The sequence below is a fragment of the Nocardioides hungaricus genome (assembly GCF_054782915.1).
Map to the genome: position 1 here is coordinate 117504 of NZ_BAAGRO010000001.1, position 20886 is coordinate 138389.

17 protein-coding genes are annotated in these 20886 nt (G+C 73.8%); 13 read left to right on the plus strand and 4 right to left on the minus strand.

Features of this window, described 5'->3' with window-relative positions:
* Positions 1-3 precede the first annotated feature (3 nt).
* Positions 4-2664 (plus strand): pyruvate, phosphate dikinase, encoded by a 2661-nt coding sequence (gene ppdK, locus ACYVKX_RS00605; RefSeq protein ID WP_460828551.1) that lies wholly within the window; start codon positions 4-6, stop codon positions 2662-2664.
* 89 nt (positions 2665-2753) lie between these two features.
* Positions 2754-3770 (plus strand): alcohol dehydrogenase AdhP, encoded by a 1017-nt coding sequence (gene adhP / locus ACYVKX_RS00610; RefSeq protein WP_460828552.1) that lies wholly within the window; start codon positions 2754-2756, stop codon positions 3768-3770.
* A gap of 315 nt (positions 3771-4085) precedes the next feature.
* On the opposite strand, the gene ACYVKX_RS00615 is transcribed toward adhP, so the two are convergent.
* From ACYVKX_RS00615 to ACYVKX_RS00625, 3 genes are all read right to left on the minus strand, one after another.
* A complete protein-coding gene (locus ACYVKX_RS00615) occupies positions 4086-6086 on the minus strand; it encodes an ATP-binding protein (RefSeq protein ID WP_460828553.1) in 2001 nt (666 codons plus the stop codon).
* Between the two features lie 100 nt (positions 6087-6186).
* Positions 6187-7284, minus strand: coding sequence for a potassium channel family protein (locus ACYVKX_RS00620; protein ID WP_460828554.1), 1098 nt, complete (start codon positions 7282-7284; stop codon positions 6187-6189).
* A 10-nt stretch (positions 7285-7294) separates the two neighbouring features.
* Positions 7295-8254, minus strand: a complete 960-nt coding sequence (locus ACYVKX_RS00625) for a YihY/virulence factor BrkB family protein (RefSeq protein WP_460828555.1) — start codon at positions 8252-8254, stop codon at positions 7295-7297.
* A gap of 17 nt (positions 8255-8271) precedes the next feature.
* Here ACYVKX_RS00625 and ACYVKX_RS00630 point away from each other — a divergent pair, with 17 nt between their 5' ends.
* Complete coding sequence (locus ACYVKX_RS00630; protein WP_460828556.1) at positions 8272-9939, plus strand: acyl-CoA dehydrogenase family protein; 1668 nt, start codon at positions 8272-8274, stop codon at positions 9937-9939.
* A gap of 57 nt (positions 9940-9996) precedes the next feature.
* Here the strand turns inward: ACYVKX_RS00630 and ACYVKX_RS00635 are convergent, their stop codons facing one another.
* Positions 9997-11445 carry a glycine hydroxymethyltransferase gene (locus tag ACYVKX_RS00635; RefSeq protein WP_460828557.1) on the minus strand — a complete coding sequence of 483 codons (1449 nt, stop codon included), beginning with the start codon at positions 11443-11445 and terminating at the stop codon, positions 9997-9999.
* 354 nt (positions 11446-11799) lie between these two features.
* On the opposite strand from ACYVKX_RS00635, the gene ACYVKX_RS00640 reads away from it, so the two are divergent.
* The 10 genes from ACYVKX_RS00640 (at position 11800) to ACYVKX_RS00685 (ending at position 20881) form a co-directional block, all read left to right on the plus strand.
* Positions 11800-13518, plus strand: coding sequence for a nitrite/sulfite reductase (locus ACYVKX_RS00640; protein ID WP_460828558.1), 1719 nt, complete (start codon positions 11800-11802; stop codon positions 13516-13518).
* The gene (locus ACYVKX_RS00645; RefSeq protein ID WP_460828559.1) at positions 13515-13682 is read left to right on the plus strand and encodes a hypothetical protein; all 168 of its coding nucleotides are present in this window, start codon (positions 13515-13517) and stop codon (positions 13680-13682) included. The genes ACYVKX_RS00640 and ACYVKX_RS00645 overlap by 4 nt, the downstream gene beginning before the upstream one ends.
* Positions 13679-14425, plus strand: coding sequence for a phosphoadenylyl-sulfate reductase (locus ACYVKX_RS00650; RefSeq protein ID WP_460828560.1), 747 nt, complete (start codon positions 13679-13681; stop codon positions 14423-14425). Before ACYVKX_RS00645 ends, ACYVKX_RS00650 begins: the two co-directional genes overlap by 4 nt.
* A gap of 43 nt (positions 14426-14468) precedes the next feature.
* Complete coding sequence (locus tag ACYVKX_RS00655) at positions 14469-15212, plus strand: sirohydrochlorin chelatase (protein ID WP_460828561.1); 744 nt, start codon at positions 14469-14471, stop codon at positions 15210-15212.
* Positions 15213-15324: 112 nt separating this feature from the next.
* Positions 15325-15948: a M15 family metallopeptidase gene (locus tag ACYVKX_RS00660; protein ID WP_460828562.1), complete on the plus strand. Its 624-nt coding sequence runs from the start codon at positions 15325-15327 to the stop codon at positions 15946-15948.
* Complete coding sequence (gene alr / locus ACYVKX_RS00665) at positions 15945-17084, plus strand: alanine racemase (RefSeq protein ID WP_460828563.1); 1140 nt, start codon at positions 15945-15947, stop codon at positions 17082-17084. Before ACYVKX_RS00660 ends, alr begins: the two co-directional genes overlap by 4 nt.
* Complete coding sequence (locus ACYVKX_RS00670) at positions 17081-18019, plus strand: D-alanine--D-alanine ligase family protein (protein ID WP_460828564.1); 939 nt, start codon at positions 17081-17083, stop codon at positions 18017-18019. Before alr ends, ACYVKX_RS00670 begins: the two co-directional genes overlap by 4 nt.
* Positions 18016-18951, plus strand: coding sequence for an acyltransferase family protein (locus ACYVKX_RS00675; protein WP_460828565.1), 936 nt, complete (start codon positions 18016-18018; stop codon positions 18949-18951). The genes ACYVKX_RS00670 and ACYVKX_RS00675 overlap by 4 nt, the downstream gene beginning before the upstream one ends.
* Before the next feature lie 8 nt (positions 18952-18959).
* Positions 18960-20231 (plus strand): sensor histidine kinase, encoded by a 1272-nt coding sequence (locus tag ACYVKX_RS00680; protein ID WP_460828566.1) that lies wholly within the window; start codon positions 18960-18962, stop codon positions 20229-20231.
* A complete protein-coding gene (locus ACYVKX_RS00685) occupies positions 20228-20881 on the plus strand; it encodes a response regulator (protein ID WP_460828567.1) in 654 nt (217 codons plus the stop codon). Before ACYVKX_RS00680 ends, ACYVKX_RS00685 begins: the two co-directional genes overlap by 4 nt.
* The last annotated feature ends 5 nt before the right edge of the window (positions 20882-20886 follow it).

The following is a 20886-nucleotide window of genomic DNA, read 5'->3' on the forward strand; positions in this document are numbered from 1 at the left end:
TCCATGGGCAGCTACGTGTACGGCTTCGACCAGGGCGGCATGGACCAGAAGGACCTGCTCGGCGGCAAGGGCGCGAACCTCGCCGAGATGACCCGGCTCGGGCTGCCGGTGCCTCCGGGCTTCACGATCTCGACCGACGCCTGCCGGGCCTTCCTCGCCGCCGGGTCCGAGCCGGCCGGGCTCGAGGACGAGGTCGACGCCCACCTGGCCGCGCTGGAGGAGCGGATGGGCCGGCGGCTCGGCGACCCGGACGACCCGCTGCTGGTGGCGGTCCGGTCGGGAGCGAAGTTCTCGATGCCCGGGATGATGGAGACCGTCCTCGACGTCGGCCTCAACGACGCCTCGGTCGTCGGCCTCGCCCGGCGACACGGCGACGAGCGGTTCGCGGCCGACTCCTACCGGCGGCTGCTCCAGATGTTCGGCACCACCGTGCTCGGCATCGACGGCGCGGCGTTCTCCGAGCGGATGGACGCCGGCGACCGGCTCGACGCCGGCCAGCTGCGCGCGGTCGTCGAGGACTTCAAGGCGATCGTCCGGGAGCGCACCGGTCGCGACTTCCCGCAGGATCCGCGCGAGCAGCTGCGCCTGGCCATCCGCGCCGTCTTCGCGTCGTGGAACACCCCGCGCGCCGCGCTGTACCGGCGCCAGGAGCGGATCCCCGACGACCTCGGGACCGCCGTGAACGTCCAGGCGATGGTGTTCGGCAACCGGGGCCCGTCCTCGGGGTCCGGGGTCTGCTTCACCCGCGACCCGGGCACCGGCGACCAGGGGGTGTACGGCGACTACCTGCCCGACGCGCAGGGCGAGGACGTCGTCGCCGGCATCCGCAACACGGTGCCGCTGTCCGCGCTCGCCGAGCTCGACCCGGCGTCGTACGACGAGCTGCTCGGCGTGATGGCGACACTGGAGCGGCACTACCGCGACATGTGCGACCTGGAGTTCACCGTCGAGGACGGGAAGCTGTGGATGCTGCAGACCCGGGTCGGCAAGCGCACGCCGCGGGCGGCAGTGCGGATCGCGGCCGACCTGGCCGCGGAGGGCCTGATCGACCTCGACGAGGCCCTGTGCCGGGTGAGCGGGGACCAGATCGGGGCGCTGATGTTCCCGCGGTTCGCCGCCGATCCCGACCGGACCCCGGTGGCGACCGGCATGAGCGCCTCCCCCGGCGCGGCCGTCGGCCGGGTCGCCCTGGACTGCGAGACGGCGGTGGCCTGGGCGGCGGGGGGCGCGGACGTGATCCTGGTCCGCAAGGAGACGACCCCGGACGACCTGCCCGGCATGGTCGCCGCCCGCGGGGTGCTGACCAGCCGCGGCGGCAAGACCTCGCACGCGGCGGTGGTGGCGCGCGGCATGGGCCGCACCTGCGTCTGCGGCGCGGACGCGATCGCGATCGACCTCGACGCCCGCCGGCTGACGGTGGGCGGCGGCCCGGACGTCGCCGAGGGCGAGGTGATCTCCATCGACGGCGGCACCGGTGAGGTCTTCGTGGGCGCCGTCCCGGTCGAGGAGGCCGCGCTCGTCCGCCGGCTGGAGGGCGAGCCGGCCAGCGACCCGGCCGACGACCCGGTCGCCGACGCGGTGCTGCGGCTGCTCGCGCACGCGGACGGCGTACGCCGCCTGGCCGTGCGGGCCAACGCCGACACCCCGGACGACGCCGCTCGGGCCCGCCGCTTCGGGGCGGCCGGCATCGGCCTGTGCCGCACCGAGCACATGTTCCTCGGCGACCGGCGCGAGCTCGTCGAGCGCCTGATCGTGGCCACGGACGAGACGGCGCGGGAGGCGGCGCTCGCCGCGCTGCTCCCGCTCCAGCGCGCGGACTTCGCCGGGATCCTGGCGGCGATGGACGGCCTGCCGGTGACGATCCGGCTGCTGGACCCGCCGCTGCACGAGTTCCTGCCCGACCTGACCGACCTCGCCGTCCGGGTCGCGCTCGCCGACGAACGGCAGGCCGACGGCTCCGACGGCGCCGTGGACCACGAGCTGCTCGACGCCGTACGCCGCCTGCACGAGCAGAACCCGATGCTCGGCCTGCGGGGCGTGCGGCTCGGGATCGTGCTGCCGGGTCTGTTCGCGATGCAGGCCCGCGCCGTCGCCGAGGCCACCGCCGACCTGCTCGCCGGCGGTGCCGACCCCCGGCCGGAGCTGATGGTGCCGCTGGTGGCCAGCGAGCGGGAGCTCGGCCACGTCCGCTCCCGCCTCGAGGAGGTCGTCGCGACGGTCGCCGGGGAGCGCGGCGTGGACCTCGCGGTCCCGATCGGCACCATGATCGAGGTGCCGCGGGCCGCCGTCACCGCCGACCGGATCGCCGGCGCCGCGGACTTCTTCTCGTTCGGCACCAACGACCTGACCCAGATGACGTGGGGCTTCTCGCGCGACGACGTGGAGGCCGAGTTCTTCCCGGCGTACCGGGATCTCGGGATCCTGCCGGTCTCGCCGTTCGAGTCGATCGACGTCGACGGGGTGGGAGAGCTCGTGCGGCTCGCCGCCCGGCTCGGCCGGGAGACCCGGCCGGACCTCCACCTCGGCGTCTGCGGCGAGCACGGCGGCGACCCGGCGTCGATCCGGTTCTTCGAGACCGTCGGCCTCGACTACGTCTCCTGCTCGCCGTACCGGGTGCCGGTGGCGCGGTGGGAGGCCGGCCGGGCCGCCCTCCTGCGGGCGTGACCAACGACGCTCCCCCGACGGGACCTTCTGCCCTGCCGTCCCCCGCGGGGCCGGGGCGACGGTGGAGGCCTCACCCAAGGGAGGACGCCATGAAGGCAGCCGTCGTCACCAGCTTCACCACTCCGCTGGAGCTCCAGGACCGCCCGGTCCCCGAGCCCGGCCCCGGCCAGGTCCTGGTCCGCATCGAGGTCAGCGGCCTGTGCCACACCGACATCCACGCCGCCCACGGCGACTGGCCGGTCAAGCCGACCCCGCCGTTCGTCCCCGGCCACGAGGGCGTCGGCGTCGTCGAGGCGCTCGGCCCCGGCGTCACCCATCGCGCCGTCGGCGACCGGGTCGCGATCCCGTGGCTCGGCCACGCCTGCGGCCACTGCGACCACTGCATCTCCGGCTGGGAGACCCTGTGCGAGGAGCAGCAGAACTCCGGCTACTCCATCGACGGCACCTTCGCCGAGTACGCCGTCGCGGACGCCGCCTACGTCGTCCCGGTGCCCACCGGGGTCGACCCCCGAGACGCCGCGCCGCTGACGTGCGCGGGCGTCACCACCTACAAGGCGATCAAGGTCGCCGGCATCCGTCCGGCCGAGCGGGTGGCGGTCTTCGGCATCGGCGGCCTGGGCCACCTCGCGGTGCAGTACGCGCGGCTGGTGGGCGGCACCGTGATCGCGGTCGACGTCGAGGACGAGAAGCTCGAGCTCGCCCGCGAGCTCGGCGCGGACCACGTCGTCAACGCCCGCACCACCGACCCGGTGGCCGCGATCGAGGCGCTGGGCGGCGCGGACGTCGCCGTCGTACTCGCCGTGATCCCCTCGGTCTTCGAGCAGGCCCTCGCCGCGCTGCGCCGCGGCGGCCGCCTCGTGTGCGTCGGGCTGCCGCCCGAGACCGACGGGCCGATGAGCCTGCCGATCTTCTCGACCGTGCTCAAGGGCGTCTCGGTGATCGGCTCGATCGTCGGCACCCGCCAGGACCTCGCCGAGGTCTTCGACCTCCACGCCCGCGGCCGTACCCGCGTCGTCGCGGAGACCCGCAAGCTGGACGAGGTGAACGGCGCGATCGACGACGTCCTGAGCGGGCGCGCGCCGGCGCGGATCGTCTTCGAGTTCTGATCCGCGCGAGGACAGGGAGGGCCCGAGGGCAGCGACGACCTCGGGCCACCTCCCTGTCGACGATGCGTCCCGGGTCCGTCCCCGGGAGGTGGACCGCGCCGGCGTCTCGGGTCACCTGCGCGGTCCGAGAAGAGCGTAGGCGGAACCGGCCGGTCTGCGCGGCCGGTTGAGGGAATCTGGAGGAAGTCGCGACGCGATGGTCCAGCGGCAGGATCCGTGACCGCAGCGGGTCGGCGGCTCACCCGCCGGGGTGGGATGAGAGGTCCTGCCAGTAGGTGATCGCCTGCCGCGCCCCCTCCCGGCGGAACCTCTTACTCAGCCGTCGTACGCCGGGAGCGTGAACTCGAAGACGGTCCCCTGGCCCGACGGGTTGGGCAGCGCGACGATGGTGCCGTCGTGCCGGCCGACGATCCGGCGCACGATGGACAGGCCCAGGCCGCTGCCCTCGTAGTCGCGGTAGTGCGCCCGGTGGAACTCCTCGAAGATCTGCTCCTCCTCGCCCCGCGGGATGCCGATGCCGTTGTCGGCGACCCGGACGGTGACGAAGCCGGGCTGCTCTGCGCTCCCGCGCACGGTGACGCACGGCTCGACGCCCGGGGCGACGTACTTGAGCGCGTTGCCGATCAGGTTGTCGAGCACCTGCCGGACCAGGACGGGGTCGGCCATGACCGGCGGGACCGCCTCGCACCGGACGCTCGTCTCCGCGTGCCGGGCCGCGGCGACCTCGCGAGCGAGCGCGCACACCTCGACGCGGGTCATCTCGAGGTCGCGGGCGCTGCTCGTCGCGTGTGCGAGGAGGTCGCGGATCAGCTCGCGCATCCGGCGCGAGGACGAGCGCACCCGCGAGACGAACTCCCGGGCCAGCTGCGCGTCCAGCCCACCGGAGTCGAGCTCGTCGGCGATCATCTCGGTCCAGCCGTCGATCGCCGCGAGCGGGTTGCGCAGGTCGTGGGCGACGACTCCGGCGAACGCCGCCAGCTCCTCGCGCCGGGCGTGCTCGGTCGTGGTGTCGCGGAAGATCACCAGCGCCCGGGCGCGGCCGCGCCCGTCGGGCGGGAGGGGTACGGCGGACACGGAGACCACGCGGTCCGGCTGGTCGGGCACCGACAGCAGGATCTCGGCGTCGCGGACCGTCTGCCCCGCGAGCGCCCGGTGGGAGGGCCGGTCGGCGAGGAGGAGCGGCGTGCCGTCGGCCCAGCGGTCCGCACGGGCGGCGAGCTCGTCGCGGGTCACGGCGTCCTCGTCGAGGCCGAAGATCGCGGCGGCGGCCGCGTTCTGCAGCAGCATCCGGCCGCGGTCGTCGACCACGAAGAGGCCCTCGTTCATCGAGCCGATGACCGCCTCGCGCACGCTGGCCTGGTACTCCGCCTCCTCGCGGGTGCGCCGCAGCTCCTCGGCCAGCGCCTGCCGCTCGTCGCGGCCGGTGGACAGCGCGAGCCCGGTGATCACGATCGTGGCGACGTAGAACTCCGCGAGGAGGTAGCCGGCGTCGACGCGCGCGACCGCCGCGAACGGGCCGATCCCGGCCGCGGTGAGGGAGATCGTCGCGAGGCCGGCGAGGAACGAGTGCACGCCGCTGAGCAGGGTCGAGAACCGCAGGCCGAACCACACCGTCGCGGCCAGCAGCGGGAAGGCCAGCGGCAGCTCCTCGAACCAGAACGCCAGCACGTACATCCCGACGGTGAACGCCGTGGCCGCGAACAGCTCCAGCCAGCCGGCGCCGCTGAGCAGCCGCGGCCGGGGCCGCTCGGAGGTCGCGCGCTCGCCGATCAGCAGGCCGACCGTGACCACGATCAGCGCGCTGCAGAGGTTGCGACCGAACCACAGCAGCCCGCCGAGGTCGAGGTCGTCGCCGGTGACGAGGGTCCAGCCGACGGTCGCGAGGACGGCGCCGAGGGCGGTCCCGAGCACGAGCGCGGCGACGTACCGGGCGAGCGCGCGCGGCCGGTCCAGCGGCCGGTCGCCGCCACAGGCCCACAGCTCAGGGCACAGCCGCCGCAGGAGCAGCACCACCGCGAGGGTCTGCACGACGACCGCACCGGCCATTGCTCCGGCCAGGTCCGGCTCGGATCCCAGGACCAGGTTGGCGCCGAAGGCGACCAGGCCGAGCAGGACGGTCTCGACGCTGAGGACGCGGACCCCGCGCAGCACGAACCACAGGACCGCGATGCCGCCGGCCGGGAGCGCGGTGCCGAAGCCCGGGGCCTCGTAGCCGGCGCGATCGGTCCCGAGCGCGAGCAGCACCAGCAGCCCGGCGAACCCGAAGGCCCAGCCGGGACGCACGACCGCATGCGGCGTCTTCCGGTCGCCCGGCATCCCCACTCCCACACTCAGCCCCTGTTGCAGGCCCCCACTGACGTGACAGCAGGCTAGCCCCAGGAGCCGCCCGGAGTGTGGGACCCGCGCCGCAGCGAGATCACGCGTCGTCGGCGAGCTCCTCGTCGTGGGTGCCGGGTCGGGGTGCCCAGGGCAGCTCCTTGGCCGGGCGTACGACGATCAGCCGGTCGCCGCGGGCGAGCAGCGTCACGACCGGGTCGAAGTAGCGGTAGACCTTCTCGTCGCGCACCACGGCGATCACCTGGTCGGGCAGCGACTGCGGCTGCCGGCCGACCTCGTTGACGAGCAGGTCGCGCTCGGCGACCTCGAGCCCCTCGCCGTAGGTGAGCAGGTCCTCCATCACCGAGCCGAGCGTCGGCGACAGCGACGACAGCCCGAGCAGCCGGCCGACCGCGTCGGAGGAGGTGATGACGGAGTTGGCGCCGGACTGGCGCATCAGGGCGACGTTCTCCTGCTCACGGACGGCGGCGACGATCCAGACCTCGGGGTTGAGCTGGCGCACGGTGAGCGTGGCGAGGACGTTCGAGTCGTCGCGGTTGGTCGTGATGATCACCTGGCTGGCGTCCTCGACGCCGGCCCGGCGCAGCACGTCCTGGCGGGTGGCGTCGCCGGTGACGACCGCGAGCCCGTCGGCGTGCGCCTCCTGGAGGGCCGTGGCCCCCGGGTCGACGACCACGATCCCCTCGCGGTCCTGGCCGTTGTTGACCAGGGTGTCGACGGCGGCCCGGCCCTTGGTGCCGTAGCCGATGACGACGACGTGGGCAGACATGTGCTTCCTCCAGCGGGCGGTCCGGAACAGCTCACGGCCCTGCGAGGCGAGCACCTCGAGGGTGGTCCCGATCAGCAGCACCAGGAAGGCGATGCGGAGCGGGGTGACGACGAAGGCGTTGATCAGGCGGGCGTGCGACTCGACCGGCGCGATGTCGCCGTACCCGGTCGTGCTCAGCGTGACGGTCGTGTAGTAGATCGAGTCGATCAGGTCGACCTTCCCGGTCGGGTCGTTGCCGTCGACGTAGGCCCGCCGGTCGATCCAGACCAGCAGCACGGTGCCGACCAGGATCGCCAGCGCCAGCAGCAGCCGGCGGCCCAGCTCCCACCACGGGGAGCGGCCGGGGTCGGGAAGCGACAGCTTGCCGCGAACGCGGCCCTGCGTGATGTCGCTGGAGTCCTCCGGCACGGGGGTGAACCTACTCGGTCCCGGCGCGCGAGCCGAGGCGGCGCAGCCGCTGCACGAGCTCGAGTCGCGCACGCGTGGTCGCCTTCTGCGGGAAGACCTCGTCGAAGGCGGCGTTGACCGCGGCCCCGATGAGCACCGCGATCGAGACCAGGTAGAGCCACAGCAGCACCGCGATCGGCGCGGCCAGCGGCCCGTAGATCGACTTGGAGTCGGTCGAGGTGGCGGTGAGGAACCAGCGCAGCACGTAGGAGCCGACGACCCAGCAGAACAGCGAGAACGTCGCGCCGGGCAGGTTGAAGCTCCAGTTGGTCCGCACCGGCACGGAGACGTGGTAGAGCGTCGCGAGGAAGCAGATGCAGATGACCAGGACGACCGGCCAGTAGAACGCCATCAGGAAGTCCGCCCGCTCCGGCAGCCAGTCCTCGACCAGGCCCGGCCCCGCCACCATCAGCGGGATCGAGACGACCCCGGTGACCATCGCCAGGACGTAGAGCCCGAAGGACAGCGCCCGGGTCTTCACGATCCCGCGGTGGCCGCCGAGCCCGTGCATGATCGTGATGGTGTCGACGAAGACGTTGAGGGCGCGCGAGCCGGACCACAGCGCGAGCACGAAGCCGAGCGAGATGATGTCGAACCGGCCGCCCTGGAGGACGTCGTCGATGGTCGGGGTGATGATCCGGTCCACGGCGTTCTCGGTGAGCGCGCGGCCGGACAGGTCGATCACCGCCTGCCGCACGTCCTCCACCTGGGCCGCGCTGAACCGGTCGGTCACGAAGCCGATCGCGCCGGCCATCGCGAAGATCAGCGGCGGCACCGACAGCACGGCGAAGAACGCCGCCTCGGCGGCCAGCCCGGTGACGCGGTACCTCAGGCAGGAGGCCACGGTCGTGACGACCAGGCGCCAGACCAGCTCGCGGAGCCGGTGGAGCCGGGCCACGACGGCACGCTCCACGCTCTCGGCCCCGGACATGGATCTAACGTAAGGGCATGCGTTCGGAGATCCGGGTAGCCACGAACCAGCCGCCGCCGCTGGCGGGTCACAACGTCGTCACGGGCGACCCCGCCCTCGTCGAGGCGGTGACCCGGCACGCCTCCGCCGAGGTGGTCGAGGATCTCGCCGGGATCGGCGCCCAGGCCGGGTCGGCCGAGGCCCGCGAGCACGGGATGCTCGCCAACGAGCACCACCCGCGGCTGGTGAGCTACGACCGGTACGGCAACCGGGTCGACGAGGTGGAGTTCCACCCGTCCTGGCACTGGCTGATGGAGCGCGCGGTCGGGCACGGGCTGGCCGCGCGGCCGTGGGAGCAGCAGGACGCCGGGTCGCCGTACGCCCACGTCCGGCGGGCGGCCGGCTTCCTGGCGTGGTCGCACACCGAGCCCGGCCACGGGTGCCCGATCTCGATGACGTACGCCGCCGTACCGGCTCTCCGCGCGGACGAGGCGCTCGCCAAGGAGTGGACGCCGCTGCTGGCGTCGACGGCCTACGACCCCGGCGTCCGGCTCGCGTCCTCGAAGCGCGGCGCGCTGGCCGGCATGGGCATGACCGAGAAGCAGGGCGGCTCCGACGTGCGGGCCAACGTCACCGAGGCGCGGCCGACCTCGGTGGACGGCGAGTACACGCTGCACGGGCACAAGTGGTTCACCTCCGCGCCGATGAACGACGTGTTCCTCGTGCTCGCGCAGGCGGCGGGTCGGCCGGAGGATTCAGCACTGACGTGCTTCGTGGTGCCGCGGGTGCTGCCCGACGGCACGCGCAACCGGCTGGACGTCGTCCGCCTCAAGGACAAGCTCGGCAACCGCTCGAACGCCTCGTCGGAGTTGGAGCTCGACGGCACCCTCGCCCAGCGGCTCGGCGACGAGGGCAGAGGCGTGCGGACGATCATCGAGATGGTGGCCGCGACCCGGCTCGACTGCGTGCTCGGCTCGGCCTCCCTGATGCGGCGCGCGGTGAACGAGGCGACCTGGCACGCGTCGCACCGCTCGGCCTTCGGCTCGCTGCTGGCCGACAAGCCGCTGATGCAGAACGTGCTCGCCGACCTCGCCGTCGAGGCGGAGGCCGCCATCGTGCTGGCGATGCGGCTCGCGGCCGCGGTCGACGGCGTCGCCGACCCGCACGAGGCGGCGCTGCGCCGGATCGCGCTGCCGCTGGCGAAGTTCTGGGTGTGCAAGCGCACGCCGGCCCTCGTGGCCGAGACGCTGGAGTGCCTGGGCGGCAACGGGTACGTCGAGGAGTCCGGCCTGCCGCTGCTCTACCGCGAGGCGCCGCTCAACTCGGTGTGGGAGGGCTCGGGCAACGTCAACGCGCTCGACGTGCTGCGCGCGCTCGGCCGCGAGCCCGAGGCGCTCGACGCCTGGATCACCGAGGTCGGCCGCGCCCGCGGCGGCGACCCGCGCCTCGACCGCGCCATCGACGACACCCTGGCCCTGCTCGGCTCACTCATGGGCGAGCCGGACCGTCTGGAGGCGAGCGCCCGCCGGCTTGCCGGCCGGATGGCGGCAGTCCTGCAGGGTTCGCTGCTCGTCCGCCACGCCCCGCCCGAGGTCGCCGACGTCTTCTGCGCCTCGCGCCTCGGCTCGGCGTACGACGGCACCTTCGGCGCGCTCCCCGGCGGCGACCTCCGCGCGATCGTGGAGCGGGCGACGCCGGTCGTCTGAGCGGGTCGTCCGCCTCTCGACGGGCAATACGCCGCCCTCGGGCGGACGACCCGTCTCCTAGCTGAGGTCGATGCCAGGGTAGAGCGGGTGCCGGTCGAGCATCTCGGCGGAGGCGTCGCGCACCTTGTCGGCCACGCCCTCCCCGAGCGAGTACGACGCCTTGGACGGCCGGCCGTCCTTGGTGGTGCCGGGTCGGGTGCTCTGCAGGACGTGCACGATCAGCTCGGCGACCCGGTCGAACTCGTCGTGGCCGAAGCCGCGGGTCGTGAGCGCGGGCGTCCCGAGCCGGATGCCGGAGGTGTACCAGGCGCCGTTGGGGTCCTGCGGGACCGAGTTGCGGTTGGTGACCACGCCCGCGTCGAGCAGCGCCGACTCGGCCTGGCGGCCGGTGAGGCCGAAGGAGGAGACGTCGAGCAGGACGATGTGGTTGTCGGTGCCGCCGGTGACCAGCGTCGCGCCCCGGGAGAGGAACCCGTCGGCGAGGGACTTCGCGTTGTCGGCGATCCGCTGGGCGTAGGTGCGGAACGCCGGCTGCCGGGCCTCGGCGAGCGCGACCGCCTTCGCGGCCATGATGTGCGACAGCGGGCCGCCGAGGACCATCGGGCAGCCGCGATCGACGTCGGCGGCGTACTCCTCCTGCGCGAGCACGAGGCCGCCGCGCGGACCGCGCAGCGACTTGTGCGTCGTGGTCGTGACGACGTGGGCGTGCGGCACCGGATCCTCGTCGCCGGTGAACACCTTGCCGGCCACGAGGCCGGCGAAATGCGCCATGTCCACCATCAGGGTGGCGCCGACTTCGTCGGCGATCTCGCGCATCTTCGCGAAGTTCACGCGGCGGGGGTACGCCGAGTAGCCGGCGACGAGCACGAGCGGTCTGAACTCGCGGGCCTTGGCGGCGACCGCGTCGTAGTCGAGCAGCCCGGTCTCGGGGTCGGTGCCGTACTGCTGCTGGTGGAACATCTTGCCGCTGATGTTGGGACGGAAGCCGTGGGTGAGGTGGCCGCCGGCGTCCAGCGACATGCCGAGCAGGCGCTGGTTGCCGAGCTCGTGGCGCAGCGACTCCCAGTCCTCCTCGGTCAGCTCGTTGACGTTCTTCGCCCCCAGCTTCTCCAGCGCGGGGGTCTCGACCCGGTGGGCGAGGATCGACCAGAAGGCGACCAGGTTCGCGTCGATGCCGGAGTGCGGCTGGGCATAGGCGTACGGCGCGCCGAACAGCTCCCGGGCGTGCTCGGCGGCGAGGGCCTCGACGGTGTCGACGTTCTGGCAGCCGGCGTAGAACCGGTGCCCGACCGTACCCTCGGCGTACTTGTCGCTGAGCCAGGTGCCCATGGTGAGCAGCACGGCGGGCGAGGCGTAGTTCTCCGAGGCGATCAGCTTGAGCGAACCTCGCTGGTCGACGAGCTCCTGGCGGGTGGCCTCGGCGATCCGCGGCTCAACCGAGGCGATCACCTCGAGGGCCTGGCGGTACGCGCTGCTGGTCAGGGAGTCGAGGGAGGCGTCGCTCATGAGGGGCAGCGTAGGGCACCGCGCGGTGTGACGTGGCCCGCAGTCCCTCCGGTCGTGAGGCGGGCGTGCTCGCCCGTGTCTCAAATCGCGGATGACTGTCTCATTCCATGGGATTTCGGGTTGTGGCGAGCGCGTCCACCCCGTGAGACTCCTTGACATGATCTCCGCTGCGACCCATGCGTATCTCGTGGCCCGGCGCCATGTGGATCTCGGTCGTACGCGCAGCATGATGTGTTGGCCCTCCTGACCAGCCTTCCCGCCCTGGCGCGCTGAGCTCCCGGCAACGACGCCGGTCGAGCATCGCGGGCCGACCGCCCAGGAACGTCTCCCAGGAACGTCAAGGAACCGACACCCATGTCCGACCTCCGCTTCACCGCCAAGCGCGCCGAGCGCACCGAGATCCCCCGCCCCAAGCGCGGCGAGGGCCAGTGGGCGCTCGGCTACACCGAGCCGCTGAACAAGAACGAGCAGTCCAAGAAGGACGACAGCCCGCTCAACGTCCGCGACCGGATCCTCCACGTCTACTCCCAGCGCGGCTTCGACTCGATCGACCCCGCCGACCTGCGCGGCCGGTTCCGCTGGATGGGCCTCTACACCCAGCGCAGGCCCGGCATCGACGGCGGCAAGACCGCGATCCTCGAGGAGGAGCTCGACGACCGCTACTTCATGCTGCGGGTCCGCTCCGACGGCAAGCTGCTCGCCCCCGACACCGTCCGCACCCTCGGCGGCATCGGCGTCGACTACGCCCGCGACACCGCCGACGTCACCGACCGCGAGAACATCCAGTACCACTGGATCCGCATCGAGGACGTCCCGGCGATCTGGGAGCGGCTCGACGCCTCCGGGCTGCACAGCCTCGAGGCCTGCGGCGACTCGCCGCGGCCCTTCCTCGGCTCGCCGGTCGCCGGCGTCGCCGTGGACGAGATCATCGACGGCACCTCGGCGCTGGCCGAGATCGAGCGGCGCTACATCGGCAACCCGGACTTCGCGAACTTCCCGCGGAAGTTCAAGACCGCGCTGACCGGCCACCCCTCCCACGACGTCGCGCCCGAGGTGAACGACGTGGCCTTCGTCGGCACGGTGCACCCCGAGCACGGCCCCGGCTTCGACCTCTGGGTCGGCGGCGGCCTGTCGACCAACCCGATGCTCGCGCAGAGGATGGGCGTCTGGATCCCGGTCGAGGAGGTCCCGGACGCGTGGGAGGCCGTCGCCTCGATCTTCCGCGATTACGGCTACCGCCGGCTGCGCTCGCGGGCCCGCCTGAAGTTCCTCGTGCAGGACTGGGGGGTGGCGAAGTTCCGCGAGGTGATGGAGAACGAGTACCTCGGGCGCCCCCTCGTCACCTGCGCGTCGCCGGCCTCCCCGATCGGCCACCGCGACCACATCGGCGTGCACGACCAGAAGGACGGCCAGAAGTACGTCGGGATCGCGCCGGTCGCCGGCCGGGTCTCGGGCACCCTCCTGGTGCGGCTCGCCGACCTGATGGAGGAGTACGCCGTCGCGGGAGCCCGCCTCACGCCGTACCAGAAGATCGTGCTGATCGGCGTGGAGCCGGACGTCGTCGAGCCGCTGCTCGACGCCCTCGACGCGATCGGGCTGTCGGCGCGGCCGTCGAACTGGCGGCGCAACACGATGGCCTGCACCGGCATCGAGTTCTGCAAGCTCGCGATCGTCGACACCAAGGACCGCGCCCGCGACCTGGTCGCCGAGCTCGAGCGGCGCTTCCCCGAGCTGGACACCCCGATCACCGTCAACGTGAACGGCTGCCCGAACGCCTGCGCCCGCACCCAGGTCGCCGACATCGGCCTCAAGGGCCAGCTGGTGATGCACGAGGGCGAGCAGGTCGAGGGCTTCCAGGTGCACCTGGGCGGCGCGACCGGCCTGCAGGCGAACTTCGGCCGCAAGCTGCGCGCCCACAAGGTCACCAGCGCCGGGCTCGACGACTACATCACCGCCGTGGTCACGAACTACCTGGCCGACCGCGAGGCCGGCGAGTCGTTCATGACCTGGGTGCTGCGCGCCGACGAGGACCTGGTCCGCGGTGAGAAGACGCTGGCGGGGGTGCCGTCGTGAGCGAGCGCGCGGTCCCCTTCCACTGCCCGTACTGCGGCGACGAGGACCTGCGCCCGCACGAGGGCGCGCACGGCGCGTGGGAGTGCCGCTCCTGCATGCGCGCCTTCGGCCTGAAGCTGATCGGGCTGTTGCGACCCTCCGGACCGTCGGGCGGCGCGGCATGAGCGCCGCCACCACCCGGTCCGCCCGGGCCTTCCGCGGCACCGAGACCCACGGCCGCTCGCCGGAGGAGCTGCGCGAGCTGGTGTCCCACTGGGGCGCCGAGCTCGAGCTCGCCCCGGCCGAGCACATCATCGAGTGGGCCGTGGCGACCTTCGGCGAGCGCTTCTGCGTAACCTCGTCGATGGGCGACGCCGTCCTCGCCGACGTCGCCGCGAAGGTCGCGCCGGGCATCGACGTGGTCTTCCTCGACACCGGCTACCACTTCGCCGAGACGATCGGCACCCGCGACGCGGTCGAGGCGACGATGCCGGTCACCCTGCGCACGATCACGCCGGCGCAGACCGTGGCCGAGCAGGACGCGGCGTACGGCGAGGACCTCTACAAGACCGACCCGGACCTGTGCTGCGCGCTGCGCAAGGTCCGTCCGCTCGCCGACTCGCTGGAGGGGTACGACGCCTGGGCGACCGGGCTGCGCCGCGCGGAGACCCACCACCGGGTGATCGCGCCGGTGATCGGCTGGGACGCCAAGAAGGGCAAGGTCAAGGTCTCCCCGCTCGCCCGCTGGTCCGACGAGCAGGTCGAGCGGTACGTCGCCGAGAACGGCGTACTCGTGAACCCGCTCGTCTACGACGGCTACCCCTCGATCGGCTGCTGGCCGTGCACCCGCCGCGTCGCGCCCGGCGAGGACCCCCGCAGCGGCCGCTGGGCCGGCACCGCCAAGACCGAGTGCGGGATCCACTCATGACCCCGTCCCCCACGCAAGCACGCACCACGAAGGAGGCAGTGCGATGACTGCTCCGGCTCTGGTGGCCCTGGCTCACGGCAGTCGTGACCCCCGGTCCGCCGCGACCATCAAGGCCCTCGTCGGCGAGGTCAGGGCGATGCGCCCCGACCTGCGCATCGAGCCGGCCTTCCTCGAGCTGTCCAAGCCGTCGTTCACGACGGTCGTGGACCGCCTGGTCAGGGCGGGGTACGACGAGATCGTCGTCGTGCCCCTGCTGCTGACCGAGGCCTACCACGCCAAGGTCGACGTCCCGAGCGCCGTCGCCGAGGCGCAGGCGCGGCACGAGGGCCTGAGGATCCGGGCGACGAGCATCCTCGGCCTGGAGGCGCAGTTCCTCGAGGTGCTCGACGTCCGGATGCGCGAGGCGCTGCGCGCGGCCCGGGTCCGCGAGCTGGACGCGCTCGTGCTGGCCGCGGCCGGCTCCAGCGACCCGCTCGCCAACCAGGCCGTCGCCCGGCTCGCCCGCGTCTGGGGCGCCCGGCACAAGCTGCCGGTCACGGCGGCGTACGCCTCGTCCTCCCCGCCGGCCACCGGCGAGGCGGTGCGGGCGTTCCGCGCCGAGGGCCGCCGCCACATCGCGGTCGCGTCGCTCTTCCTCGCCCCCGGCAACCTGCCGGACCGGGCCGCGGAGCTCGCGCTCGAGGCCGGCGCCGTCGCCGTCTCCGATCCGCTCGGCGCCCACCCGGAGCTGGCCCGCGCGATCCTGGCGCGGTACGCCGTCGGCGCAGTCGAGCTCGTCCCCGTCTGACGCCGAGTCGGCGCAGTCTCAGTTGAGACTGCGCCGACTCGGCACTTCGGGGCAGGTGGCCGGCACCTGAGGTGGAGGCGGGTGAGGGGTCGCCGTTCCTAGCGTGGACGGCATGACGATCCTGCTGTCCGACGCCCGGGTCCGGGCGCTGCCCGTGGTCGAGTGCGGGGAGCCGCTGGTGCGGCTGCCCGCCGTTCTGTCCCCTACCGGTGCGCTGGTGCGCGCCGGGCTCCGGTTTCGGCTGCTGGCAGCCGAAACCCTGCTGCCGCCCGGGATCCGGCTGCGCGTCGTGGAAGGGCACCGGCCGGTCGAGCGGCAGCGCGCCATCATCGCGTCGTACGCCGCCCAGCTGCGCGCCCGGCACCCCGGCATCGACGAGGGCGAGCTGGAGCGGCTGACGAGCCGGTTCGTCTCGCCGGTCGACGTCGCACCGCATGTGGCCGGCGCGGCGGTCGACCTGACCCTGGTCGACGTGTGCGGCGACGAGCTCGACCTCGGCACGCCGATCGACGCGACGCCGGAGGAGAGCGACGGGCGCTGCTGGTTCGCCGCGGACGGCATCGGCGCGGACGCCCGCGCGCACCGGGACCTGCTCTCGGCCGTGCTGCACGCGCAGGGGCTGGTGAACTACCCGACCGAGTGGTGGCACTGGAGCTTCGGCGACCGCTACTGGGCGCTGGTCACCGGCGCCGACCACGCGGTCTACGGCCCGCTGTCCGCGGCGGTGGCGGCGTGAGCGTCGCGGTCGCCCCGCGCGGGCGGACCGGCAGCGGGCCACGGCTCGAGGTCGACCTCGCCGCGGTCGCGGCCAACACCCGGCTGCTGGCCGCCCGGACGACCGGGGAGCTGATGGCGGTCGTGAAGGCGGACGGGTTCGGCCACGGCGCCCTCGACGTCGCCCGCACCGCGCTCGCCCACGGCGCCACCCGCCTCGGCGTCACCTCGCTGGACGAGGCGTGGCCGCTGCTCGGCCTCGGCGCACCGGTGCTGTCCTGGCTGAACCCGGTCGACGCCGACTTCGCGAGCGCGACCGCGCACGGCGTCGAGGTCGCCGTCCCCTCGCTCCAGCACCTCGCCGCCGCGGCCGCGGCCCCGGGGCGCGCCCGCGTGCACCTGCACGTGGACGCCGGCATGGCCCGCGACGGCGCCGACCCGGCCGGCTGGGCGCTGCTGTGCCGCTCCGCCCGCCGGGCCGAGCAGCGCGGCGAGGTCGAGGTCGTCGGCGTGATGGGCCACCTCGGCTGCGCCGACTCCCCCGGCGACGAGTGCAACGCGATCGGCCGCACCCGCTTCGCCTGGGCGCTGGAGCACGCCCGCGCCGCCGGCCTGCGCCCTCGCGACCGGCACCTCGCCGCCACGGCGGCGACCCTCACCGACCCGCGCACGCACCACACGATGAGCCGCGTCGGCGCGGGCCTGGTCGGCATCGACCCGTCGGGCACCACCGCGCTGCGGCCCGCGATGACGCTGACCGCGCCGGTCGTGTCGGTCCGGCGGGTCCGCGCGGGCACGCCGGTCGGCTACGGCCACGCCCACCGCACGAGCGCTCCCACCCACCTCGGGCTGGTGCCGCTGGGGTACGCCGACGGGCTGCCCCGTGCGGCGTCCGGCCGCGCCGAGGTGCTGGTGCGCGGCGTACGGCGTCCCGTCGTCGGCCTGGTCTCGATGGACCAGCTCGTCGTCGACCTCGGCGAGCGCGGCATCGACCCCGGCGAGACCGTGACGGTCTTCGGGCCGGGCGACGCGGGCGAGCCGACCGTCGCCGAGTGGGCCGCCTGGGCCGGCACGATCGAGCACGAGGTCGTCACCGGGCTCGGTGCCCGGGTCGCGCGCCGGGTGCGCGGCGTCCCGCACCTGCGGAGTCTGTCGTGAGGACCCGGGTCGCGGTGATCGGCGGCGGGCAGAGCTGCGAGCACGACGTCTCCCTCGCCTCGGCAGCGGCCGTCGCCGCGGCACTCGACCCGGCGACGTACGACGTCGTGCCGCTCACCATCGGCCGCGACGGCACCTGGCGCGACCGCGGCCTGCGGCCGATCGGGCTCAGCGGCGCGGCGCAGGTGCTGCGCGGCTGCGACGTGGTGTTCCCCGTCGTGCACGGGCCGCACGGCGAGGACGGCGCGCTCGCAGCGCTGTGCGAGCTGGCCGGGCTCCCCTACGTCGGCTCCGGCGTCCGCCCGGGAGCGCTCGCCATGGACAAGTGGGTGACCAAGCTGGTCGCCCGGGCGGTCGGCATCGCCACCGCGCCCGGGCAGCTCGTGACCGCCGCGACCGCGGCGCACCTGCGCTGGACGCATCCGGTCGTCGTGAAGCCGGTCGCGGCCGGCTCCAGCCTCGGCGTCAGCCTGGTGACCTCGCCCGAGGCGCTGCGGCCGGCGCTCGACGCGGCGCTGGCGCTCGACGACCGGGTGCTGGTCGAGGACGTCGTCGCCGGCCGCGAGATCGACGTCGCCGTGCTCCGCCGCGCCGACGGCGCGCTCGTCGCCGCGCCCGCGCTGGAGATCGTCGCCGACGGGCTGTTCGACTACGACGCCAAGTACGGCGGGCACGCGGACTTCCGCGTCCCCGCGGCGCTCGACGAGGTCGACGCCAAGGCGCTGGAGGACGCCGCGCTGGCGGCGTACGACGCCCTCGGCTGCGGCGGCGTCGCGCGGGTCGACTTCTTCCTGACCGCGGACGGGCCGGTGCTCAACGAGGTCAACACGGTGCCGGGGATGACCGAGCACTCCCAGGTGCCGCGGATGTTCGCGGCGGCCGGGCTGTCCTACCCGGACCTGCTCGACGAACTGGTCCGCGGCGCCGGCCGGTGACCGCTCGGATCGACGGCCTGGACCTGATCCGCGGGATCGCCATCGGCCTGGTGATGCTGCGCCACGCCGTGCCCGGCGTCTTCGCGGGCGCCGGGGTGGTCGGGGTCGTGATGTTCTTCGCGCTGTCCGGCTACCTGATCACCGGGGTGCTCGAGCGCGGACCGCGCCTCGGCGAGTTCTACGCGCGCCGCGCTCGACGGCTGGTGCCGGCGCTGCTCGTGCTCGTCGCCGGCGTGGCCCTCGTGACGCTGGTGGCCGACCCGCTCGGCGACCGCGACGAGCTGGGCTGGACGATGCTGTGGGCGCTGACCTGGACCGGCAACCTGCCGTTCGCGAGCGTGGACGGCGCGACCTTCCACCTCTGGACGCTGGCGACCGAGGAGCAGTTCTACCTGCTCTGGCCGGCCACGCTGCTGCTGCTCGGCCGCCATCGGGCCCTGGTCGTGGCCGGCGCCGCGACCGTCCTGGCCTGCCTCGCGACCGTCTGGTGGCTGGCCGAGGCGCCCGACCTGGCCTACGCGCTGCCCACCAGCTGGGCGGTGTGCTTCGTGATCGGGGCCGCGGTCCGGCTGCACGGCGACCGGCTCGCGGTGCCGGCCTGGGCGGCACCGGCCGCCCTCGCGGCCCTGACGGCGCTGAGTGTGGTTCCCTTGCGTGGACACGCGCTCACCTACCTGGCAGGAGGCCCGGCCATCGCGGCGCTGACCGGCGTGCTGATCCTCGCCTGGCGGACCTGGCTGACCGTCACCGGGCCGCTGGCCGCCGTGGTCTGGCTCGGGACGGTCTCCTACGCGGCGTACCTCTGGAACTATCCGCTCTCGCTCTGGCTGCCCGCCCTGCCGGCGGCCGCGCTGACGCTGGTGGCCGCGGCGCTGAGCTGGCGGTACGTCGAAGCGCCCCTGCAGCGCCGGCGGGAGCCGGTCTCCGTATGACCGGTGCGATGACCCGCGTGCGGGCCTGGGTCCCCGACCTCGTGGTCGGGTCGGTCGTGCTGCTCGTCGGCCTGGTCGAGGTGCGCAGCATCGACCCGTACTACTACTACAACGACCCGCACCCGGCGCTGGTGCTCGTCGTCCTCGGCATCGCGACGGCCGTCGGCCTCTCTCGACGGCTCCCCGCGGTCGCACTCGCGCTCGTGGGGGCGGTCTGCACGATGCAGGTCGCCACCGGCACCCAGCTGCTCGTGATCCAGCTCGCGATCGGCGTCGTCGCCTTCGGCACGGCGCGCTGGGGCAGCACGCCGACCATGCTGGCCAGCGGAGTGTCGATCCCGGTGGCCGCCGTGATCGCGGTGCTGTGGATCGACCACGAGATCCTCTACGCGGCGATCGACGCAGCAGGGCTGCGGGACCTGGTCGGCCAGACGGCCGGATCGGTCAGCGGCCGTCAGCTCGGCGCCGCCGTGCTCGGCATGTTGGTGCTCGGCGTCCCCTGGCTCGCCGGCCTGGCCCTGCGGTTCTCCACCCGGGCGCGGCAGTCGCGCGCGTCGCAGGAGGTCGCGGAGGCCGAGCGCGACCAGGCCGAGGAGATCGCCCGGCTGCGCGAGGGGCAGGCCCAGCTGGCCCGCGACGTGCACGACGTGGTCGGCCACTCGCTGGCCGTGATCCTCGCGCAGGCCGAGTCGGCGCAGTATCTCGACGACGTCGACACCGCCAAGCTCAAGCAGACGATGGAGAACATCGCCTCCTCGGCGCGGACGTCGCTGGACGACGTGCGGCAGGTGCTCACCTCGACCTCCGGCGAGACCGCGCGGCCCGCCCGGCAGGCGGACCTGGACGGCCTGATCGAGGGCGTGCGAGCCAGCGGGCACGAGGTCGTCTCGACCGAGGTCGGTACGCCGCAGCCGATGCCTCCGGAGCTGGAGGTCGTCGCGTTCCGCGTGCTCCAGGAGATGCTCACCAACGCGATCAAGCACGGCCGCCGCGACCAGCCGGTCCGCGTCGAGCGGCACTGGGAGGGCGACCTGCGCATCGAGGTCGAGAACGCCGTCGACGCCCCGTCCCCGGTCTCGGCCGCGGGCTCGGAGGAGACCCAGCCACTCCACGGACAGGGCCGCCCGGTGCCGACCATGCCGGTGGCGCCGGGCGGCCAGGGGCTCGAGGGCATGCGCGGCCGGCTCGAGGCGGTCGGTGGCCGGCTGGACGTACGCCGGCGCACCGACCCGCCCCGCTTCACCGCCACCGTGTGGGTGCCGCTGCGGAGTCGCGGATGATCGCGGTCCTGCTGGTCGACGACCAGGATCTCTTCCGCGAGGGCGTCCGGGTGATCGTCGACGCCCAGGAGGGGATGCAGGTCGTCGGATCCGCCGCCGACGGGCTCGAGGCGGTGCGGCTCGTCGACGAGCTCGAGCCCGACGTGGTGCTCATGGACGTCCGGATGCCCGAGATGGACGGCGTCGAGGCGACCCGCCAGATCTTCCTGCCGGACCGGGCCGCCCGCCGCACCAAGCCGGTGCGCGTCGTGGTGCTCACGACCTTCAACCTCGACGACCGGGCCGCGACGGCGATCCGCTACGGCGCCAGCGGGTTCCTCCTCAAGGGCACCACGCCGGTGATGCTGGCCGACGCGATCCGCACCGTGCACGCCGGCAACGCCGTGCTCGCGCCGAGCGACCTCTCGACGCTGCTGGACGGCCAGTTCCGCAGCCGCACACCGGTGCCCCCGGCGTACCGCTCCCTGACCGAGAAGGAGCGCCAGGTCTTCGGCGCGGTCGCACGCGGGCTGTCCAACACCGAGATCGGCGAACAGGTCTTCGCCAGCGAGTCGACGGTGAAGACCCACGTGGGTGCGATCCTGCGCAAGCTCGGACTGCGCGACCGGGTGCAGATCGTGGTGTTCGCGCACGAGCACGGGCTGGTCTGAGCCCC

Bases quoted from the DNA above. Each gene is read 5' to 3' on its own strand.
- ppdK (WP_460828551.1), top strand. From the start codon at position 4: ATGGGCAGCTACGTGTACGGCTTCGACCAGGGCGGCATGGACCAGAAG.
- adhP (WP_460828552.1), top strand. From the start codon at position 2,754: ATGAAGGCAGCCGTCGTCACCAGCTTCACCACTCCGCTGGAGCTCCAG.
- ACYVKX_RS00615 (WP_460828553.1), bottom strand. From the start codon at position 6,086: ATGCCGGGCGACCGGAAGACGCCGCATGCGGTCGTGCGTCCCGGCTGG.
- ACYVKX_RS00625 (WP_460828555.1), bottom strand. From the start codon at position 8,254: ATGTCCGGGGCCGAGAGCGTGGAGCGTGCCGTCGTGGCCCGGCTCCAC.
- ACYVKX_RS00630 (WP_460828556.1), top strand. From the start codon at position 8,272: ATGCGTTCGGAGATCCGGGTAGCCACGAACCAGCCGCCGCCGCTGGCG.
- ACYVKX_RS00635 (WP_460828557.1), bottom strand. From the start codon at position 11,445: ATGAGCGACGCCTCCCTCGACTCCCTGACCAGCAGCGCGTACCGCCAG.
- ACYVKX_RS00640 (WP_460828558.1), top strand. From the start codon at position 11,800: ATGTCCGACCTCCGCTTCACCGCCAAGCGCGCCGAGCGCACCGAGATC.
- ACYVKX_RS00650 (WP_460828560.1), top strand. From the start codon at position 13,679: ATGAGCGCCGCCACCACCCGGTCCGCCCGGGCCTTCCGCGGCACCGAG.
- ACYVKX_RS00655 (WP_460828561.1), top strand. From the start codon at position 14,469: ATGACTGCTCCGGCTCTGGTGGCCCTGGCTCACGGCAGTCGTGACCCC.
- ACYVKX_RS00660 (WP_460828562.1), top strand. From the start codon at position 15,325: ATGACGATCCTGCTGTCCGACGCCCGGGTCCGGGCGCTGCCCGTGGTC.
- ACYVKX_RS00680 (WP_460828566.1), top strand. From the start codon at position 18,960: ATGACCCGCGTGCGGGCCTGGGTCCCCGACCTCGTGGTCGGGTCGGTC.
- ACYVKX_RS00685 (WP_460828567.1), top strand. From the start codon at position 20,228: ATGATCGCGGTCCTGCTGGTCGACGACCAGGATCTCTTCCGCGAGGGC.